Genomic DNA, 14506 nt, shown 5'->3' with positions numbered 1-14506 from the left:
AATAATTGAAACTCTGCCGAACAGCCTCGGGTCAATCTCTACGTAATGACCAAAAACCTCGATTGTTCCAGGAGAAATACCATGAGCAGCACATCGGATAAGGCAAAAGGTTTGGCTAACGAAGCCGTCGGCAACGTCAAGCAAGGTGTTGGCAAAGTGACTGGCAACGACAAGCTGCGCGCCGAAGGCGTGGTTCAAGAAAAGAAAGGCGAAGTGCAGAAAGCGGTGGGCGACACCAAAGATGCGGTAAAAAAAGCCACCAAGTAAGTCTGAATCGCTGGCTGTATGCGTGCAGCCCGACGGCCATCCACGGATGGCCGTTTTTATGTCAGATGCTGCAACTAAAATCTGGTAATTGTTTCAAAGTCGCCAAGTAGGCTACTTTTGATGTAGAAAACGGCCCCTGAGTCGCCCACGACCTCACCCTTTTGCGGCGAAAGGAGACGCTATGATTTTTCCGGTACTACAAGGTTTACCCCTGCATAAGGTGCTGGTGCGCACCGTCAAGGAATTCGTCGATGACGAAATGCCCACCTATGCCTCGGCACTGGCCTACCAGATGCTGTTCTCGTTGTTTCCCTTCCTGCTGTTCCTTATCGCCCTGATCGGTTTCCTGCACCTGCCGGACTTCTTCACCTGGCTGCGCATGCAATCGGAACTGGTGCTGCCGCCCCAGGCGCTGGAGCAGGTCAACCCGGTGATCGACCAATTGCAGCAGTCCAAAGGTGGCTTGCTCTCCGTGGGTATCGTGATCGCCCTGTGGACCGCCTCCGCCGGTGTACGGCTGATGATGAGCGCGATGAACGCCGCCTACGATGTGGTCGAAGGCCGTCCGATCTGGAAGCGCTTCCCGCTCTCGGTGTTCTACACCGTCGGCATCGCCGGCATGCTGCTCGCCGCCGCCGCGTTGATGGTGCTTGGCCCGCAGGTGATGGAATGGCTCGCCGGGCAGATCGGCATGCAGGAATTCGTGGTGACCTTATGGACCATCCTGCGCTGGCCACTGATTGTGATTTTGCTGATGTTCGCCGTGGCCCTCATGTATTACGTGATGCCCGATGTGGAGCAGAAGTTCCGCTTCATCACGCCAGGCTCGGTGCTCGCCGTGGTGGTCTGGATCGTTGCTTCCCTGGGCTTTGGCTACTACGTTAAAACCTTCGCCGACTACAACGCCATGTATGGCAGTATCGGTGCGATCATCGTCCTGCTCCTGTACTTCTATATTTCCGCCGCGGTGCTGCTGCTGGGCGCGGAGATGAATGCCGTGATCGAACACATGTCGACTGAAGGCAAGGACCCGGGAGAAAAAGAGTTCGATGAACCCGCTGAACACGTTTCTGACACGGATGAAAAACAGCACGTCTCAGGCCTAGGCCGGGACCACTCCAAGCCCACACCCATTGAGCCTGATCGATGATCCGTGAAATCCTGAAAATGGGCGATGAGCGCCTGCTGCGTATTGCACCGCCGGTTCCGCCGGAAATGTTCGACAGCCCCGAGCTTTGGCAGTTGATTGACGACATGTTCCAGACCATGGAACACGTCGGCGGCGTTGGCCTGGCCGCACCGCAGATCGGCGTCGATCTGCAACTGGTGATCTTTGGTTTCGAGGCCAGCGAGCGTTACCCGGATGCGCCGCCGGTGCCGCAGACTATCCTGATCAACCCGTTGATCACCCCGCTCAGCCCGGTGGTGGAAGAGGGCTATGAAGGTTGCTTGTCCGTGCCCGGCCTGCGTGGCGCGGTAGACCGTTATCAGCAGATTCGCTACGAGGGTTTCGACCCTAAGGGCGAGCCGATCACACGCATCGCCGAGGGTTTCCATGCGCGCGTGGTGCAGCATGAATGCGATCACCTGATCGGCCGGTTGTATCCCTCGCGGATTACCGACTTCAGCAAGTTCGGGTTCATTGAAGTGATGTTTCCGGACATGGATCCGAAGGCTGACGAATAGCTTTCAGGCCCAATGAGATCCAAATGTGGGAGCGGGCTTGCTCGCGAAGGCGGTGTATTAGTGACATATCCTGTGACTGATACTCCACATTCGCGAGCAAGCCCGCTCCCACATTTGCATTGCATTTCAAGCGGGTTATTTCGCCGGTTTCACAAACCGCAACGTCATCCGATCCGACTCGCCAATCGCCACATACTTGGCCTTGTCCTGCTCACCCAACTTCAATGCCGGCGGCAAGGTCCACACCCCACCGGGGTAATCCTTGGTGTCCTTCGGGTTGGCATTCACCTCGCTTTGCCCCGCCAGCTTGAACCCGGCGTCCGTTGCCAGCTTCACCACCTGCGCGGTGGTCAGGTAACCACTGTCCTTGATCGCTTCCAGATCCGCCCCGTCCTTGGCCCGATGATCCTCCACGCCCAGCACCCCACCGGGCTTGAGCACCGTGTAGAACGCGCTGAAGGTGGCCGGCGCGGTGCCCGCGTCAACCCAGTTATGCACATTGCGAAAGGTCAGTACGGCATCGGCCGACGCAGGCTTACCGAACACCGGCGCCTTGGGATCGAACTCGACAACCTCGGCCTTGGCATAACGCGCAGGGTCGGCGGCGAATTTGTTTTTCAGGTTCTGTTCGGACGTCGCGGCGTAAGCACTGCTGCTCGCAGCCTGCACGGCGGCCACGTAATGCCCATGGTCCTTGAGCAACGGCGCCAGCACCTCGCTGTACCAGCCGCCGCCCGGGGTGATTTCGATCACCGTCTGCTGGGCGCCCAAGCCAAAGAATTCCAACGTTTGCTGCGGATGACGGTAAACATCGCGCGCGCTGTTGGCCGGGTCGCGCCAGCTGCCGGCGAGCACGCTGGCGTACTGCTTGGCGGTAATCGGTGCGTCGGCTGCCTGGCTGAGCGTTGGAACGAGCAGGGCGGTGAGGGACAAAGCTGCAAGCGTCGTTTTCATGATCATCCTGTAAGGGGCCACTGTGCCGTCGAGGCTAGCATGGGCCCTCTGCCGGGCGATCACACATTATCCGAGGTGCACCTCACCCTTGGTTATAAGCCCCATGGCGATCATGGGTTTATTGCGTTTGTAGCGCACCAGCCGCTCGCTGAGCGATTGTGGCAGCACCGTGTCCTGAGTGAAGCCCATGCGCTGGTACACACCTTCCAGATCCGGATGGCACAGCAGCCAGACTGTGCCTTCCACCTCGGCCACAGCCTGCAGAATCAGCCGCGCCGCCAACCCATTGCCGCGATACGCGGGGTCCACAAACACCCCGGTCAGCCACTGCCCACCCACCACCGGGCTCAGGCACAACCCGGCCACGATTTCGCCGTCGCGCGCCACCCATAGACGCCCACCTTTGATGGCCTTCATCGACGAATCATGGCTACGGTAAAACTTGTTGAGCAGCGGCCACAGCGGCGCTGCCAGCGGTTCGAGGTGCAGTTCGGGCATGGTCTTCAAGCGAGCAATATCAAGGGCCGGGGATTATAAGCGCCTTCTGCCCGGCAATAGGTGGTATACCCACTGTTACATCCCCTTCAGTTGAGCATGCATCATGGCCAAAGGTATGGATTCAAAGAAAGCCGCGAAGAAGAAACCGGCAAAAACCGCCGATGAAAAACGCGCCGACAAAAAAGCCAAGAAGTCCGACACAGGCCTGTTCGGTCACTGAGTTACAAGCTTAGAACCAAACGGTCTGCAAGATTTTCGAGCCTCAATGCACAGAGCAGGAAACACCTGCTCTGAGCTGCCGATGGCCAACTACCTTGATCTGACCCAGCGCCGGGAAATCGAAGCCCTGGTGCACCGTTTTACCGCCCGAACCGAATGGCCGACCTGGCTGTTGCTGATCGGCGTGTACACAGGCTGGTTCGCCGTGATGCTCGCCAGTCAATGGCTGGGCCTGTGGCTGAGCACCCTGCTGCTGATCCCGTTGGTGACGCTGTGGCTGTCGGTGCAACACGAATTGCTCCACGGCCATCCCACCCGCTCGCTTCTTGTAAACAAACTGCTCGGCTATGCGCCATTTGCCGTGTGGTATCCCTACACGCTGTACCGCGAAAGCCATTTGTTGCACCACAACGATGAAGACCTGACGCTGCCGGGCATCGACCCGGAAAGCCGCTACCTCAACCAGTCGCAATGGGACAACAGCTCGTTGCTCAAACGCCGCGTGCATTGGTTGACCAAAACCGTGCTCGGCCGGTTCCTGCTCGCGGCGCCGTTGGCAATTGGCCGACTGGCGCGTCATGAGCTTCAACGCTTGCCCCACGTTTGGCCGATGTGGCTGGCCCACGGCGTGGTGACTTTATTGATGCTGAGCTTCATCGCCCACTGCAGCGCACTGCCGGTGTGGCATTACCTGCTGCTGGTCAGCGTGCCGGCCTTGTCCCTGGCGTCGATCCGTTCCTACTATGAGCACCGTCCACACCGGCAGCCGGAACAGCGCACCGTCCTCAACGAAGCGGCCTGGCCCTGGACCTGGCTGTTCCTCAACAACAACCTGCACCTGGTGCACCATGACTTGCCGAAACTGCCCTGGTACTTGCTGCCCACCGTCTACCGCGCCCGCCGCGAACAATGGGTGGCGCGCAGCGGCGGGTTTGTGGTGCAGGGCTACGGCCAATTGATCAGCCGCCACGGCCTCAAGGCCATCGACAGCCCCCGGCACCCTTTTGCCTGAGAGACGCTCATGAGTGATCACTACGCCGAACTGCTGATGTACGTCGCCCCCGAAGCGGTGCAGCGCGCCAACCAGCAGTGGCTGGCGCGGATAGTCGAGCGTCTGAACCTGAGCCGCCGCAACGCCGACCACCTCGACCTGCACGGCCTGTGGCTGGCGCCCGAACTGCTCGTCACGCAAACCTGCGGCTATCCGCTGATGACCCAACTGCGCGGCCAGGTGCGCGTGATCGGTCGCCCACGCTACGAGTTGGCCCACAGCCGCCAGGGCGCACATTGCAGCCTGCTGCTCACCCGCGACGACAACCCGCGCACCGCGCTGGCGGACTTCTACCACAGCCGTGGCGTGATCAACGGCCATGACTCCAACAGCGGCATGAACCTGCTGCGCGAACGCCTCGCGCCGTTGCAGCGCGGCGGCCGTTTCTTTGCCAGCGTCGGCATCAGCGGCGCCCACCGTGAAAGCCTGCGCTGGCTGCGCGAAAACCTTGCCGACCTCGCCGCCATCGACAGCGTCACCTACGACTACCTGGCGCGTTTCGCCCCGCAGGAAGTGGCGGGGCTGCGCATCGTCACCCGCAGCGCGCCGAGCCCGACCTTGCCTTACATTGGGCCGCTTGGGCTGAGCGATGAGCATGTGGCGCAGATCCGCGAGGCGATGAACCTGGCGTTGCAGGATTTACCGCAGGTGGTCGACACGCTGGGTATCCAGCAAGTGCTGCCCGCCCGCGAAGACGACTACCGCGTGCTGTTGGATTACCAGCAACAGGCGGTCAACGCGGGTTATTCGAAGCTTCAATAAGGTTATATAAAAATACTTTTTAAATATTATTAAAGAATAAGCAGCCTTGCTAGGATCGCTCCACCGGAACACCGGACATAACGCGCAACCTACTCAGATGGAGCCACTATGTCCGGCGCCGACACTTCTCACAGCGATTACGTGGGCGGATTGTTCCGCAGTCATTACGACTGGCTGTGCAGCCGTTTGCACCGCCATCTCGATTCGCGTGCCCACGCCGAAGACATCGCCGCCGACACCTTCGTCCAACTGCTGAGTTCGCCAGGCGTGGTGCCGATACGCCAGCCCCGCGCCTTGCTCACCACCATCGCCCAGCGCCTGATGTACCAGCTGTGGCGCCGGCGCGATCTGGAGCGCGCGTATCTCGATGCCCTGGACAATGACGAAGCCTGCACCGCGCCGTCTCCCGAAGACCTGGCGCACATGCTCGAAGCCTTGCAGGCCATCGACCAGTTGCTCGACGGCTTGCCTGCCAAGGTCAAGGCGACCTTCCTGCTGTCGCAACTCAATGGCCTGACGTATCCCGAGATTGCCGCCGAACTGGGGATTTCCCAACGCTCGGTCAGCGACTACATGGCCCGCGCGCTCAACCGTTGCCTGCCACTCGCCGCCGGCCATGAAGTGCATTTCGACCGCGCCGGCTTCGGCCCGGTGCGGGTCAGTTCGGCCGGCGCCACGGCGTGGATCGACGGCTTGCTGCAAGTGCGCGACCGCCCGTTGGCGGAAGTCATCGACGCGTTGCGGCCCTATCACCGTGGCGTGTTGCGCCTGGACCCGTCAGTCGCCGGCTTGCGCGTCAGCGGCCTTTATCGGCTGGACAACCCGCAGCAAATCCTCGACACCCTGGCGCGCACCTTGCCGATCCACATCACCCGCCGCACCGGGTTGTGGGTAACCGTCAATGCGGCCTGAAGGCTTCACTCAGTGACCCTGCCCACTTTGAATGCGTTGTGAATCGAATCTCCAAGAGGCTACTCATGAAAACACTAAAAAACCTGCTCGGTGGTTCGCTGCTGGCACTGACCGTCCTGGCCCAGCCGGCCCACGCCGCCGACGCCGTCAAACCGATCCACTTCGCCGACATCACCTGGGAAAGCGGCAGCCTGATCACCGAAGTGCTGCGCCTGATCGTCGAAAAAGGCTACGGCCTGCCCACCGACACCTTGCCCGGCAGCACCGTGAGCCTGGAGGCCGCGCTGGCCAAGGACGACATTCAAGTGATCGGCGAAGAGTGGGCCGGGCGCAGTCCGGCATGGGTCAAGGCCGAAAGCGAAGGCAAAGTGTTCGGCCTGGGCGACACGGTCAAAGGCGCCACCGAAGGCTGGTGGGTGCCCGAATACGTGATCAAGGGCGACGCCGAGCGCGGCATCAAACCCCTGGCGCCGGACCTCAAGTCGGTGGCCGACCTGTCGCGTTACAAGAACGTGTTCCGCGACCCCGAAGACCCAAGCAAAGGCCGCTTTCTCAACAGCCCCACCGGCTGGACCTCGGAAATCGTCAACAGCCAGAAGCTCAAGGCGTATGGCCTGACCGACACCTTCGTCAACTTCCGCACCGGCTCCGGCGCGGCGCTGGATGCCGAAGTGGCGTCGTCGATCCGCCGCGGCAAACCGGTGTTGTTCTACTACTGGTCGCCCACTCCGCTGCTGGGGCGTTTCAAGCTGATCAAACTGGAAGAACCGCCGTTCAACGCCGAGGCCTGGAAAACCCTGGCCAACGCCAATAACCCGCACCCCATCGGCACCCGCTCGATGCCGGCGCACCTGGCGATTGGCGTGTCGGCGCCGTTCAAGGCGCAGTACCCGCAACTGGTCACGTTCTTTGAAAAAGTCGACCTGCCGATCGACCTGCTCAACGGCATCCTTGCGCAGATGAGCGAGAAACGTGAACAGCCACGCCAGGTCGCGCTGGCGTTCCTCAAAGAGCAGCCGAACGTCTGGCAGCAATGGGTGCCGGCAGATATCGCGGCCAAGCTCAAGGGAGCCCTCTGATGCTTAAAGCCCTCGCTGTTGTGGTTCTTTCGCTGGTGGCCAGCCATGTGCTCGCCGCCGAACCTTCCACGTTGCGCATCGGCTACCAGAAAAGCTCGGTGAGCATGGTGCTGGCCCGCGAGCACAAGTTGTTTGAAGACGCGCTGCCGGGCACCCAGGTGCAATGGATCGAATTCCTCGGCGGCCCGCCGCTGATCGAAGCACTGAACGGCGGCAGCCTGGACATCGGCAACATCGGCGACATCCCGCCGATCTTCGCCCAGGCCGCCGGCATTGATTTGCAGTACTTCGCGGTCGAGCCGAACGAGGGCAAGACCGAAGCGGTGTTGGTGCCCAAAGCCAGCGCGATTCAGAGCGTGGCCGAGCTCAAGGGCAAGCGCGTGGCGCTGCTCAAGGGTTCCAGCGCACACAACCTGTTCCTCAAGAGCCTGCTGCGCGCCGGTTTGCAGTGGAAGGATGTCGACGTGGTGTACCTGTCGCCGTCCGATGGCCGTGCCGCGTTTGAACAAGGCAAGGTCGACGCCTGGGTAGTGTGGGACCCGTACTACTCCGCGGCCGTGGTCGACGGTTCCGCCCGCGTGCTGGGCGATGGCCAAGGCCTCAACCCGGCGGGCAGTTTCTTCGTGGTCAGCAGCCCGTTTGCCAAACAGCACCCGCAAGCGGTCGGCACGATTATCAACACCCTGGCCAAGGCCCAGCGCCTGTCCCTGGACCAACCCGAGCAAAGTATTGCGCTGATGGCCAAGACCCTGGGCCTGCCACCGGCGGTGGTTAAAAGCTACTTCGAACACCGCTCACCCGCGCCGATTCGTCCGCTGGAAGCCGTCGACATCGCCAACCAGCAACGCACTGCCGACCTGTTTTTTGCCAATGGCCTGATCCCGAAGAAGGTCGATGTGCAGCAGATCGTGTTCAAGGCCCCCTGAATCCTGCGGCCCAAGCGACCGGGCTTCCCGTGGCGAGCGGGCTTGTTGTGGCGAGCGGGCTTGCCCCGCGTTGGGCTGCGCAGCAGCCCCAAACCCATTCACCGCAGTGTGTCAGGGGACGCGCGCAGGTCTGGAATGGGGCCGCTTCGCAGCCCAACGCGGGGCAAGCCCGCTCGCCACAACCAGCTATAAAACCTCCCATCAGTGAGCAGACCATGCAACCGATCTACATCGACTTTCTCAACGGCCTGGACATCGACGCGCTCAACCTGTCCAACGAAGAAATCCTCACCGCCATCCAGGCCAGCCTGGCGCTTCAGGGCCGTGGCGAGGCGGTGATCGAGCCGCGCACTCACCTGATTTCTGGCGGCGGCATCAACGGCCACTTCACCGGGCTCGGTGCCGCGGTGGACACGCCGGTGGCCGATCGGGTGGAAGACTACGCCGGGCAGGCGCTGGCGGTGGTCGACAAGACCCGCCGGTAGACCTGCGTTGTGTATCGCGATTGGGGCAGGGCACGCGGCGGATCCATGACGCGGTGCGCAGCCAAGTGGCGCATCTGGATCAGGACCGGTCGGGCTCGGTGGATGTGCTGGCGCTGAGTGCGTTCATCACCAATGGCAGCTTGAAACCCTTTCTTTGAAACGAAGCAGATCAACTGTGGGAGCGGGCTTGCTCGCGAAGGCGGTGTATCAGCTGATGCATGTGCTGACTGACCCACCGCATTCGCGAGCAAGCCTGCTCCCACAGGGTTGATTGCATTTCAGGTCATGGATTTTCGGCAGCCAAGGCCTCGATCACAGCCTGGCGCTCACCCACTCTGTGTTGAAACGCCGCCAACGCCGGCCACTGCTGCAAATCAATAGCGTGGACACCCGCCCAACGCAGCACCACAAACAAATACGCATCCGCCACTGAATACTGCTCGCCCAGCAGGTAATCCTGACGCTCCAGTGTCTGCACCAGAATCGCAAAGCGCTTGAACAGCGTGGCCACAAACATCGCCCGCACTTCGCCTTGAATGGCCGGGTTGAAGAAAATCGCCAACCCGCCATGAATCTCACTGGCGATAAAGTTCAGCCATTCCTGCAACCGTACGCGTTGCCAACTGCCATTGGCCGGGGCGAGCAGGGCGGCGGGTTTGAGGTCGGCCAGGTATTGCAGGATGGCACTGGCTTCGGTCAGCACATCGCCGTTGTCCAGTTGCAGCGCCGCCACGTAGCCCTTGGGGTTGATCTGCAGGAAATCTTCGCCGTTGCCGAAGGTTTTAGCCTGGTTGTTCACCTGCACCAGCTCGAACGGCAGCGCCAATTCGCGCAGCACGATATGCGGGGCGAGCGAACAGGCGTTGGGGAAAAAATACAGTTTCATCAAAGGCGACTCCGTTGGGTTTGCGCCAGTCTCGCGGGCGTGGCACCGTGCGTAAAATTAAACCTGCAGACCCCATCCATAAGGACAGCTACTGCCATGATGAACCTGATGCACTGGCGCCTGCTGGTGGCCGTCGCCGACCACGGCAGCATCACGGCGGCTGCCGAACAGGTGGGCATGACGCAGTCCGCCGCCAGCCAGGCCATGGCGTCCATGGAGGCGACGCTGGGCGCGCAACTGTTTACCCGTGAACCGCGCAAGACGTTGCCCACAGCGCTTGGGCTCAATGTGATCGCGCAGGCGCGGGTGATGATGGGTGCGTTGCAGGCCATTCGCACCACGGTGGATGAAGCGCGCCCGCTGCTGCGGGGGAACATTCGCATCGCCAGTTTTCCGAAGGTGCTGGCGACTTTTCTGACGCCGTTGCTGCAGCGTTTCCGTCAGTTGAACCCGGGTATCGAGGTCACCACCCTGGAAGTGACCGACAGCGAAGTGCACACCTTGCTCGACGCGGGCCTGATCGATTTGGGCGTGGTGCTCAACCCCAAGCCCGAGCGCAACGCCACGGTATTGGGGCGCGACCTGTGGATGGCAGTGCTGCCGACCCACCATGCACTGGCGCAGCGCGCGGAGGATGCCAGCGTGGCGCTCGAAGCCTTGCTCGAACAACCCTTCGTACTGGCCACCGGCGGCTGTACCGCGAATGCCCGCAGCCTGGCGGCCGACGCCGGTTTGCGCCTGCGCGATATCCGCGTGGAAGTACGTGAATGGAGCAGCGCCTACAGCCTGGTGCGCGAGGGCGTCGGTGTCACGCTGGTACCGGAAATGGCCTTGCCGGCGCAGCGCAATGGCCTGCGCGTGATGCCGCTGACGGTGCCGTTGTACCGTGAGTTTGCCTTGGTCGGTTCACCGACCCTTCCACCCTCGGCGGCGGTCGGTGCATTGTTAAAAATGCTGGCTGACTAGTGGCCTTGCATAGCGCCATGCCCTGTCTATGCTCACCCACAACCGTTGATGACGCTTGGCATGTAAAGCGATTCGGATGGTTTTTTCCCCATGACGGTGTGCCAGCAATAGCCAACTGAAGAATGGAATGCGCCGTCTCAGGCGCTGGGAATCTAGGGTGATCTGACCATGTTCAACCGCCATCACAAATCCGACCTGCAAGAAATCGAACGTTTTTCCTGTGCCCTCACCGAAGCCAACGCCAAGCTGGCTGCCATCAGCCGCTCCATGGCGATGATCGAGTTCGACCGCAACGGCGTGATCCTCGACGCCAATCTCAACTTCTGCAAAACCATGGGCTACAGCGTGGAGGAGGTTCGCGGCAAACATCACCGCATCTTTTGCGAAGAGGCGTACACCCACACCGAGACCTACGCCAAGTTGTGGCGCGACCTGGCGCGGGGTGAAGCGCTCAGCGGCACGTTCATGCGCTTGAACAAGCGCGGTGAAGAAGTGTGGCTCGAGGCCAGCTACATGCCGGTGCTGGACAGCAGCAATCAGGTGCTGAGCGTGATCAAAGTGGCGTCGGACATTTCTGCGCGGGTTCACCATGAACACGAGAACCAGAGCCTGATCGACGCGATCAGCCGGTCCATGGCCGTGATCGAGTTCACCCCACAAGGCCAGATCATCAACGCCAACGACAACTTTTTGCGCACCGTGCAGTATTCCCGCGAAGAAATCATTGGCCAGCACCACAGCATGTTTTGCCATCGCGGCGAAGTGGAAGCCCCGGCGTACAAGGCCTTTTGGGCCTCGCTCAACCGCGGCGAATACCATTCCCACCGCTTTGAACGCAAAAACAAGTACGGCAAAACCCTGTTTCTGGAGGCCTCCTACAACCCGATCTTCGATACCAATGGGCGCCTGTACAAAGTGGTGAAGTTTGCCAGTGACATCACCGATCAGGTCACCACCCTGCGTACCGCCGCCGACTCGGCCCATGCCACCTCAGTACAAAACGACGCCTGCGCACGCAAGGGCTCGGAGGTGGTGCAGCAAACCGTGCAGATCATCGAAGAGATTTCCCACGACCTGAACCAGGCGGCCCAGAGCATCGATGCGGTGAGCAAGCAGTCGGACATCATCGGCTCCATCGTGCAGACCATTCGCAGCATCGCCGAGCAGACCAATATGCTCGCGCTCAACGCGGCCATTGAAGCTGCGCGGGCCGGCGAGCATGGGCGCGGGTTTGCGGTGGTGGCCGATGAAGTGCGCAGCCTTGCGGCGCGTACCAGCCAGGCGACGGTGGAGATTGTGGAGGTGGTGCGCAAGAACCACGACCTGTCGCTGAGCGCAGTCTCGAGCATGCAGTCGAGCCTGAGCCGCACCGGGCTTGGGGTGGAGCTGGCGAATGAAGCGGGGCAGGTGATCCTGGAAATTCAGGAAGGGTCACGGCATGTGGTGGATGCGATCAGTCAGTTCAACTCGACCCTGCAACTGCAGTAAGCACGGTCCCTGTGGGAGCTGGCTTGCCTGCGATGCAGACACCCCGGTGTATCAAGTACACCCAGGTGAGGCTATCGCAGGCAAGCCAGCTCCCACAGTTTGATTGGGCGTGTCGGTTAAATCGCAGCCAGGGTTTCTTTCACCGACTGCGCCGGGTCCGTGGCTTTCGCCGCTACTTGCTGTTCTTGCTGCTGCTTCACACGATCAGCCACTTGCTTGGCAATCGCGTCCTGTTTTTCCTGCGGCATGGCTTGCACCTGCTCTTCGGTTAAACCCTGCTCCTTGAGCAGCTGTTCGCGAATGCGTTCGGCCGGGGATTTGTTCATGTAGTCGGTGAAGTCGGCGCGCGCGCTGCTGGTGGTCGAGCCGGCGGCAGGCACATCAGTGCTTGTTGCCGTCGTGGTGGATGACGTAGTGGCGGTCGTTGCCGCCGTGCTGGCTTGCAACTGCACACGGGTCTTGGCAAAGGCTTCGTCGATACGGTCGTTGGCCTTGTCCAGGTCCTTCTGCGCGGCCGGTGCGGTCACGCTTTGCTGCGCCGCTTGCAGGGCGCCGCTGTACAGCGTGCTGGCGGCGGCATTGGCGGGGTCCATGTCGGGTCGCTTGAGCTGTTGGACGGTCGACACCGCTTGGGCGTTGTTGTTAACCAGCATGATCGGTCACCTGAGGATGTGTTCGGTCTTTCAGGCGGAGCAAATAGCATGCCGAGGGCGATGTGCCCGTTTTTATTGGGGATGACACCGCCGCCGCGGCAATCTTTGTCCCGTCGGCGGCCAAGGCTTGCCGTCAGTGCGCAATATTTTCCAGCGCCAGGTTACGCGTGCGCGGCCCGAACCAGCTGATGGTGATCATCACGATCAACATGCTGCTGGCGATAAACGCCAGCACGCCCGGCGTGCCCAGGTGTTCGAGGATAAAACCGATCAACAGGCTGCTGAACACCGTGGACAAACGGCTGAACGAATAGCAGAAGCCCACCGCCCGCGCGCGGATATTGGTGGGGAACAGTTCGCTTTGGTACGAGTGATAACTGAAGCTCAGCCAGGCGTTGCAAAAGGTGATCATCACCCCGCAGATCACCAGCCCCACCGCCGTGGTTTGCAGGGCGAACAGGCTGCCGAAGATCATCGCGCCCATGGCCGAGCCGACGATCTGCCATTTGTTTTCGAAGCGGTTGGCCACCTTCACAAACAGCAACGGGCCCAGCGGGTAGGCGAGGGTGATGATAAAGGCGTACAGCAAGCTGTGGGTCACGCTCACGCCCTGGCCCGAGAGCAACGCCGGCAACCAATTGCCGAAGCCGAAAAAGCCGATGGCCTGGAACACGTGAAACACGATCAGCATCAACGCGCGGCGGCGGTAAGGCGGTTGCCAGATATCGGCAAAGCGGCCGTTGCCCTGCACGCTGACGGCTTCGGGTTCGGGTTCATCCAGCGCTTTGCCGTGGTCTTTCTGGCAGCGTGCTTCCAGGCTGTCCATGATCTGCCCGGCTTGGTCAAAACGGCCTTTCTGCGCCAGCCAGCGCGGTGACTCCGGCAGACGCTTGCGCAGTTGCCAGATAAACAGCGCAAACACTGCACTGCTGAGCACTACCCAGCGCCAGCCGGACACCCCGAACGGCGCCTGGGGCACCAGCCACCATGACATCAACGCCACCGCCGGCACTGACAAAAACTGGATGAAAAACGCAAAGGCAAAGGCCGAGCTGCGCATGCGCTTGGGCACCAGTTCCGAGAGGTAGGCGTCGATGGTCACCAGTTCGATGCCCAGGCCAATGCCCACCAGAAAGCGCATGCAGATGATGCCCAGAGCGGAGGTCTGGATGCCCATCAACACCGTGGCGACGGTGTACCAGATCAACGCGAAGGTGAAGATCGCCCGACGCCCGAAGCGGTCGGCAATGGGGCTGAGCAGGCTGGCGCCGAGGAACAGGCCGAGGAAGGTTGCCGAGGCGAAAGCGGCCTGGTCGGAGAACCCGAATACGCCCTCGCTGCCCGTGTGGAAAATCCCGTCGCTGATCAGGCCGGGGCTGATATAGGCGGTCTGGAACAAGTCATACAGCTCGAAAAAACCGCCGATCGACAGCAACGCCACCAGGCGCCAGAGCGTGGCGACGGCGGGCAAGCGGTCAATGCGCGCGCTGATGTGGGCGGCACGGATCGGGTCAATGCCGTCCGTGGCTGAGGCGGTGAGTGTCGACATGGGCGGATTCCAGGGGCAGTGACCTGGAATCTTAGCGGGCTAACGTAAACCGGTGCTTGTGAAATTGCGTGCGCCACGGCACGCAATTGCCGATTTATTGCGCCAAGCCTTCAGGTTTGAAGGTT

Annotated in this window: 16 protein-coding genes and 1 pseudogene; 12 read left to right on the top strand and 5 right to left on the bottom strand. The window is 61.2% G+C overall.

The features are described 5' to 3' along the window. The first annotated feature begins 81 nt into the window (after window positions 1-81). The 3 genes from AB5I78_RS22875 to def all read left to right on the top strand — a co-directional run bounded on the left by AB5I78_RS22875 (window position 82) and on the right by def (window position 1953). Window positions 82-267, top strand: coding sequence for a CsbD family protein (locus AB5I78_RS22875; RefSeq protein ID WP_076015848.1), 186 nt, complete (start codon window positions 82-84; stop codon window positions 265-267). A 181-nt stretch (window positions 268-448) separates the two neighbouring features. Next, on the top strand, window positions 449-1417 hold the full coding sequence (locus AB5I78_RS22870; protein WP_262210425.1) for a YihY/virulence factor BrkB family protein: 969 nt from the start codon (window positions 449-451) through the stop codon (window positions 1415-1417). Continuing rightward, a complete protein-coding gene (gene def / locus AB5I78_RS22865) occupies window positions 1414-1953 on the top strand; it encodes a peptide deformylase (protein ID WP_145159503.1) in 540 nt (179 codons plus the stop codon). Before AB5I78_RS22870 ends, def begins: the two co-directional genes overlap by 4 nt. 135 nt (window positions 1954-2088) lie before the next feature. On the opposite strand, the gene AB5I78_RS22860 is transcribed toward def, so the two are convergent. Then, window positions 2089-2907 (bottom strand): class I SAM-dependent methyltransferase, encoded by an 819-nt coding sequence (locus AB5I78_RS22860; protein ID WP_370003837.1) that lies wholly within the window; start codon window positions 2905-2907, stop codon window positions 2089-2091. A gap of 66 nt (window positions 2908-2973) precedes the next feature. Further along, complete coding sequence (locus AB5I78_RS22855; RefSeq protein ID WP_145159499.1) at window positions 2974-3405, bottom strand: GNAT family N-acetyltransferase; 432 nt, start codon at window positions 3403-3405, stop codon at window positions 2974-2976. 301 nt (window positions 3406-3706) lie between these two features. Here AB5I78_RS22855 and AB5I78_RS22850 point away from each other — a divergent pair, with 301 nt between their 5' ends. From AB5I78_RS22850 to AB5I78_RS22825, 6 genes are all read left to right on the top strand, one after another. Beyond that, window positions 3707-4636 (top strand): fatty acid desaturase, encoded by a 930-nt coding sequence (locus AB5I78_RS22850; RefSeq protein WP_370003834.1) that lies wholly within the window; start codon window positions 3707-3709, stop codon window positions 4634-4636. A 9-nt stretch (window positions 4637-4645) separates the two neighbouring features. Beyond that, the gene (locus tag AB5I78_RS22845; protein ID WP_370003831.1) at window positions 4646-5437 is read left to right on the top strand and encodes a phosphate/phosphite/phosphonate ABC transporter substrate-binding protein; all 792 of its coding nucleotides are present in this window, start codon (window positions 4646-4648) and stop codon (window positions 5435-5437) included. A gap of 108 nt (window positions 5438-5545) precedes the next feature. Continuing rightward, complete coding sequence (locus AB5I78_RS22840) at window positions 5546-6349, top strand: sigma-70 family RNA polymerase sigma factor (RefSeq protein ID WP_370003829.1); 804 nt, start codon at window positions 5546-5548, stop codon at window positions 6347-6349. A gap of 65 nt (window positions 6350-6414) precedes the next feature. Next, entirely contained in the window at window positions 6415-7428 is a 1014-nt protein-coding gene (locus AB5I78_RS22835) for an ABC transporter substrate-binding protein (RefSeq protein ID WP_370003827.1), read from the top strand. Continuing rightward, entirely contained in the window at window positions 7428-8354 is a 927-nt protein-coding gene (locus AB5I78_RS22830; RefSeq protein WP_370003824.1) for an aliphatic sulfonate ABC transporter substrate-binding protein, read from the top strand. The genes AB5I78_RS22835 and AB5I78_RS22830 overlap by 1 nt, the downstream gene beginning before the upstream one ends. A 215-nt stretch (window positions 8355-8569) precedes the next feature. Beyond that, complete coding sequence (locus AB5I78_RS22825) at window positions 8570-8839, top strand: hypothetical protein (protein ID WP_370003821.1); 270 nt, start codon at window positions 8570-8572, stop codon at window positions 8837-8839. 283 nt (window positions 8840-9122) lie between these two features. Here AB5I78_RS22825 and gstA read toward each other — a convergent pair whose 3' ends face one another. Continuing rightward, window positions 9123-9725 carry a glutathione transferase GstA gene (gstA, locus tag AB5I78_RS22820; protein ID WP_370003818.1) on the bottom strand — a complete coding sequence of 201 codons (603 nt, stop codon included), beginning with the start codon at window positions 9723-9725 and terminating at the stop codon, window positions 9123-9125. Window positions 9726-9821: 96 nt separating this feature from the next. On the opposite strand from gstA, the gene AB5I78_RS22815 reads away from it, so the two are divergent. The 3 genes and pseudogenes from AB5I78_RS22815 (at window position 9822) to AB5I78_RS22805 (ending at window position 12179) form a co-directional block, all read left to right on the top strand. Next, window positions 9822-10691 (top strand): LysR family transcriptional regulator, encoded by an 870-nt coding sequence (locus tag AB5I78_RS22815; protein WP_370003816.1) that lies wholly within the window; start codon window positions 9822-9824, stop codon window positions 10689-10691. A gap of 168 nt (window positions 10692-10859) precedes the next feature. Then, window positions 10860-11636 (top strand): annotated as a pseudogene (locus tag AB5I78_RS22810) (PAS domain-containing protein); the annotation flags it as partial. Next, a complete protein-coding gene (locus AB5I78_RS22805) occupies window positions 11610-12179 on the top strand; it encodes a methyl-accepting chemotaxis protein (RefSeq protein ID WP_370004803.1) in 570 nt (189 codons plus the stop codon). The pseudogene AB5I78_RS22810 and the gene AB5I78_RS22805, both read left to right, overlap by 27 nt. 116 nt (window positions 12180-12295) lie before the next feature. On the opposite strand, the gene AB5I78_RS22800 is transcribed toward AB5I78_RS22805, so the two are convergent. Beyond that, the gene (locus AB5I78_RS22800) at window positions 12296-12832 is read right to left on the bottom strand and encodes a hypothetical protein (protein WP_370003815.1); all 537 of its coding nucleotides are present in this window, start codon (window positions 12830-12832) and stop codon (window positions 12296-12298) included. A 133-nt stretch (window positions 12833-12965) separates the two neighbouring features. Continuing rightward, the gene (locus tag AB5I78_RS22795) at window positions 12966-14381 is read right to left on the bottom strand and encodes an MFS transporter (protein WP_119741516.1); all 1416 of its coding nucleotides are present in this window, start codon (window positions 14379-14381) and stop codon (window positions 12966-12968) included. Between the last annotated feature and the right edge of the window lie 125 nt (window positions 14382-14506).

This window comes from Pseudomonas sp. N2-3-1-14, from assembly GCF_041228395.1.
In the GTDB taxonomy this organism is placed as follows: domain Bacteria; phylum Pseudomonadota; class Gammaproteobacteria; order Pseudomonadales; family Pseudomonadaceae; genus Aquipseudomonas.
Note: the sequence above shows the minus strand (reverse complement) of the source record. Positions and strands in the feature narration are given on the sequence as shown.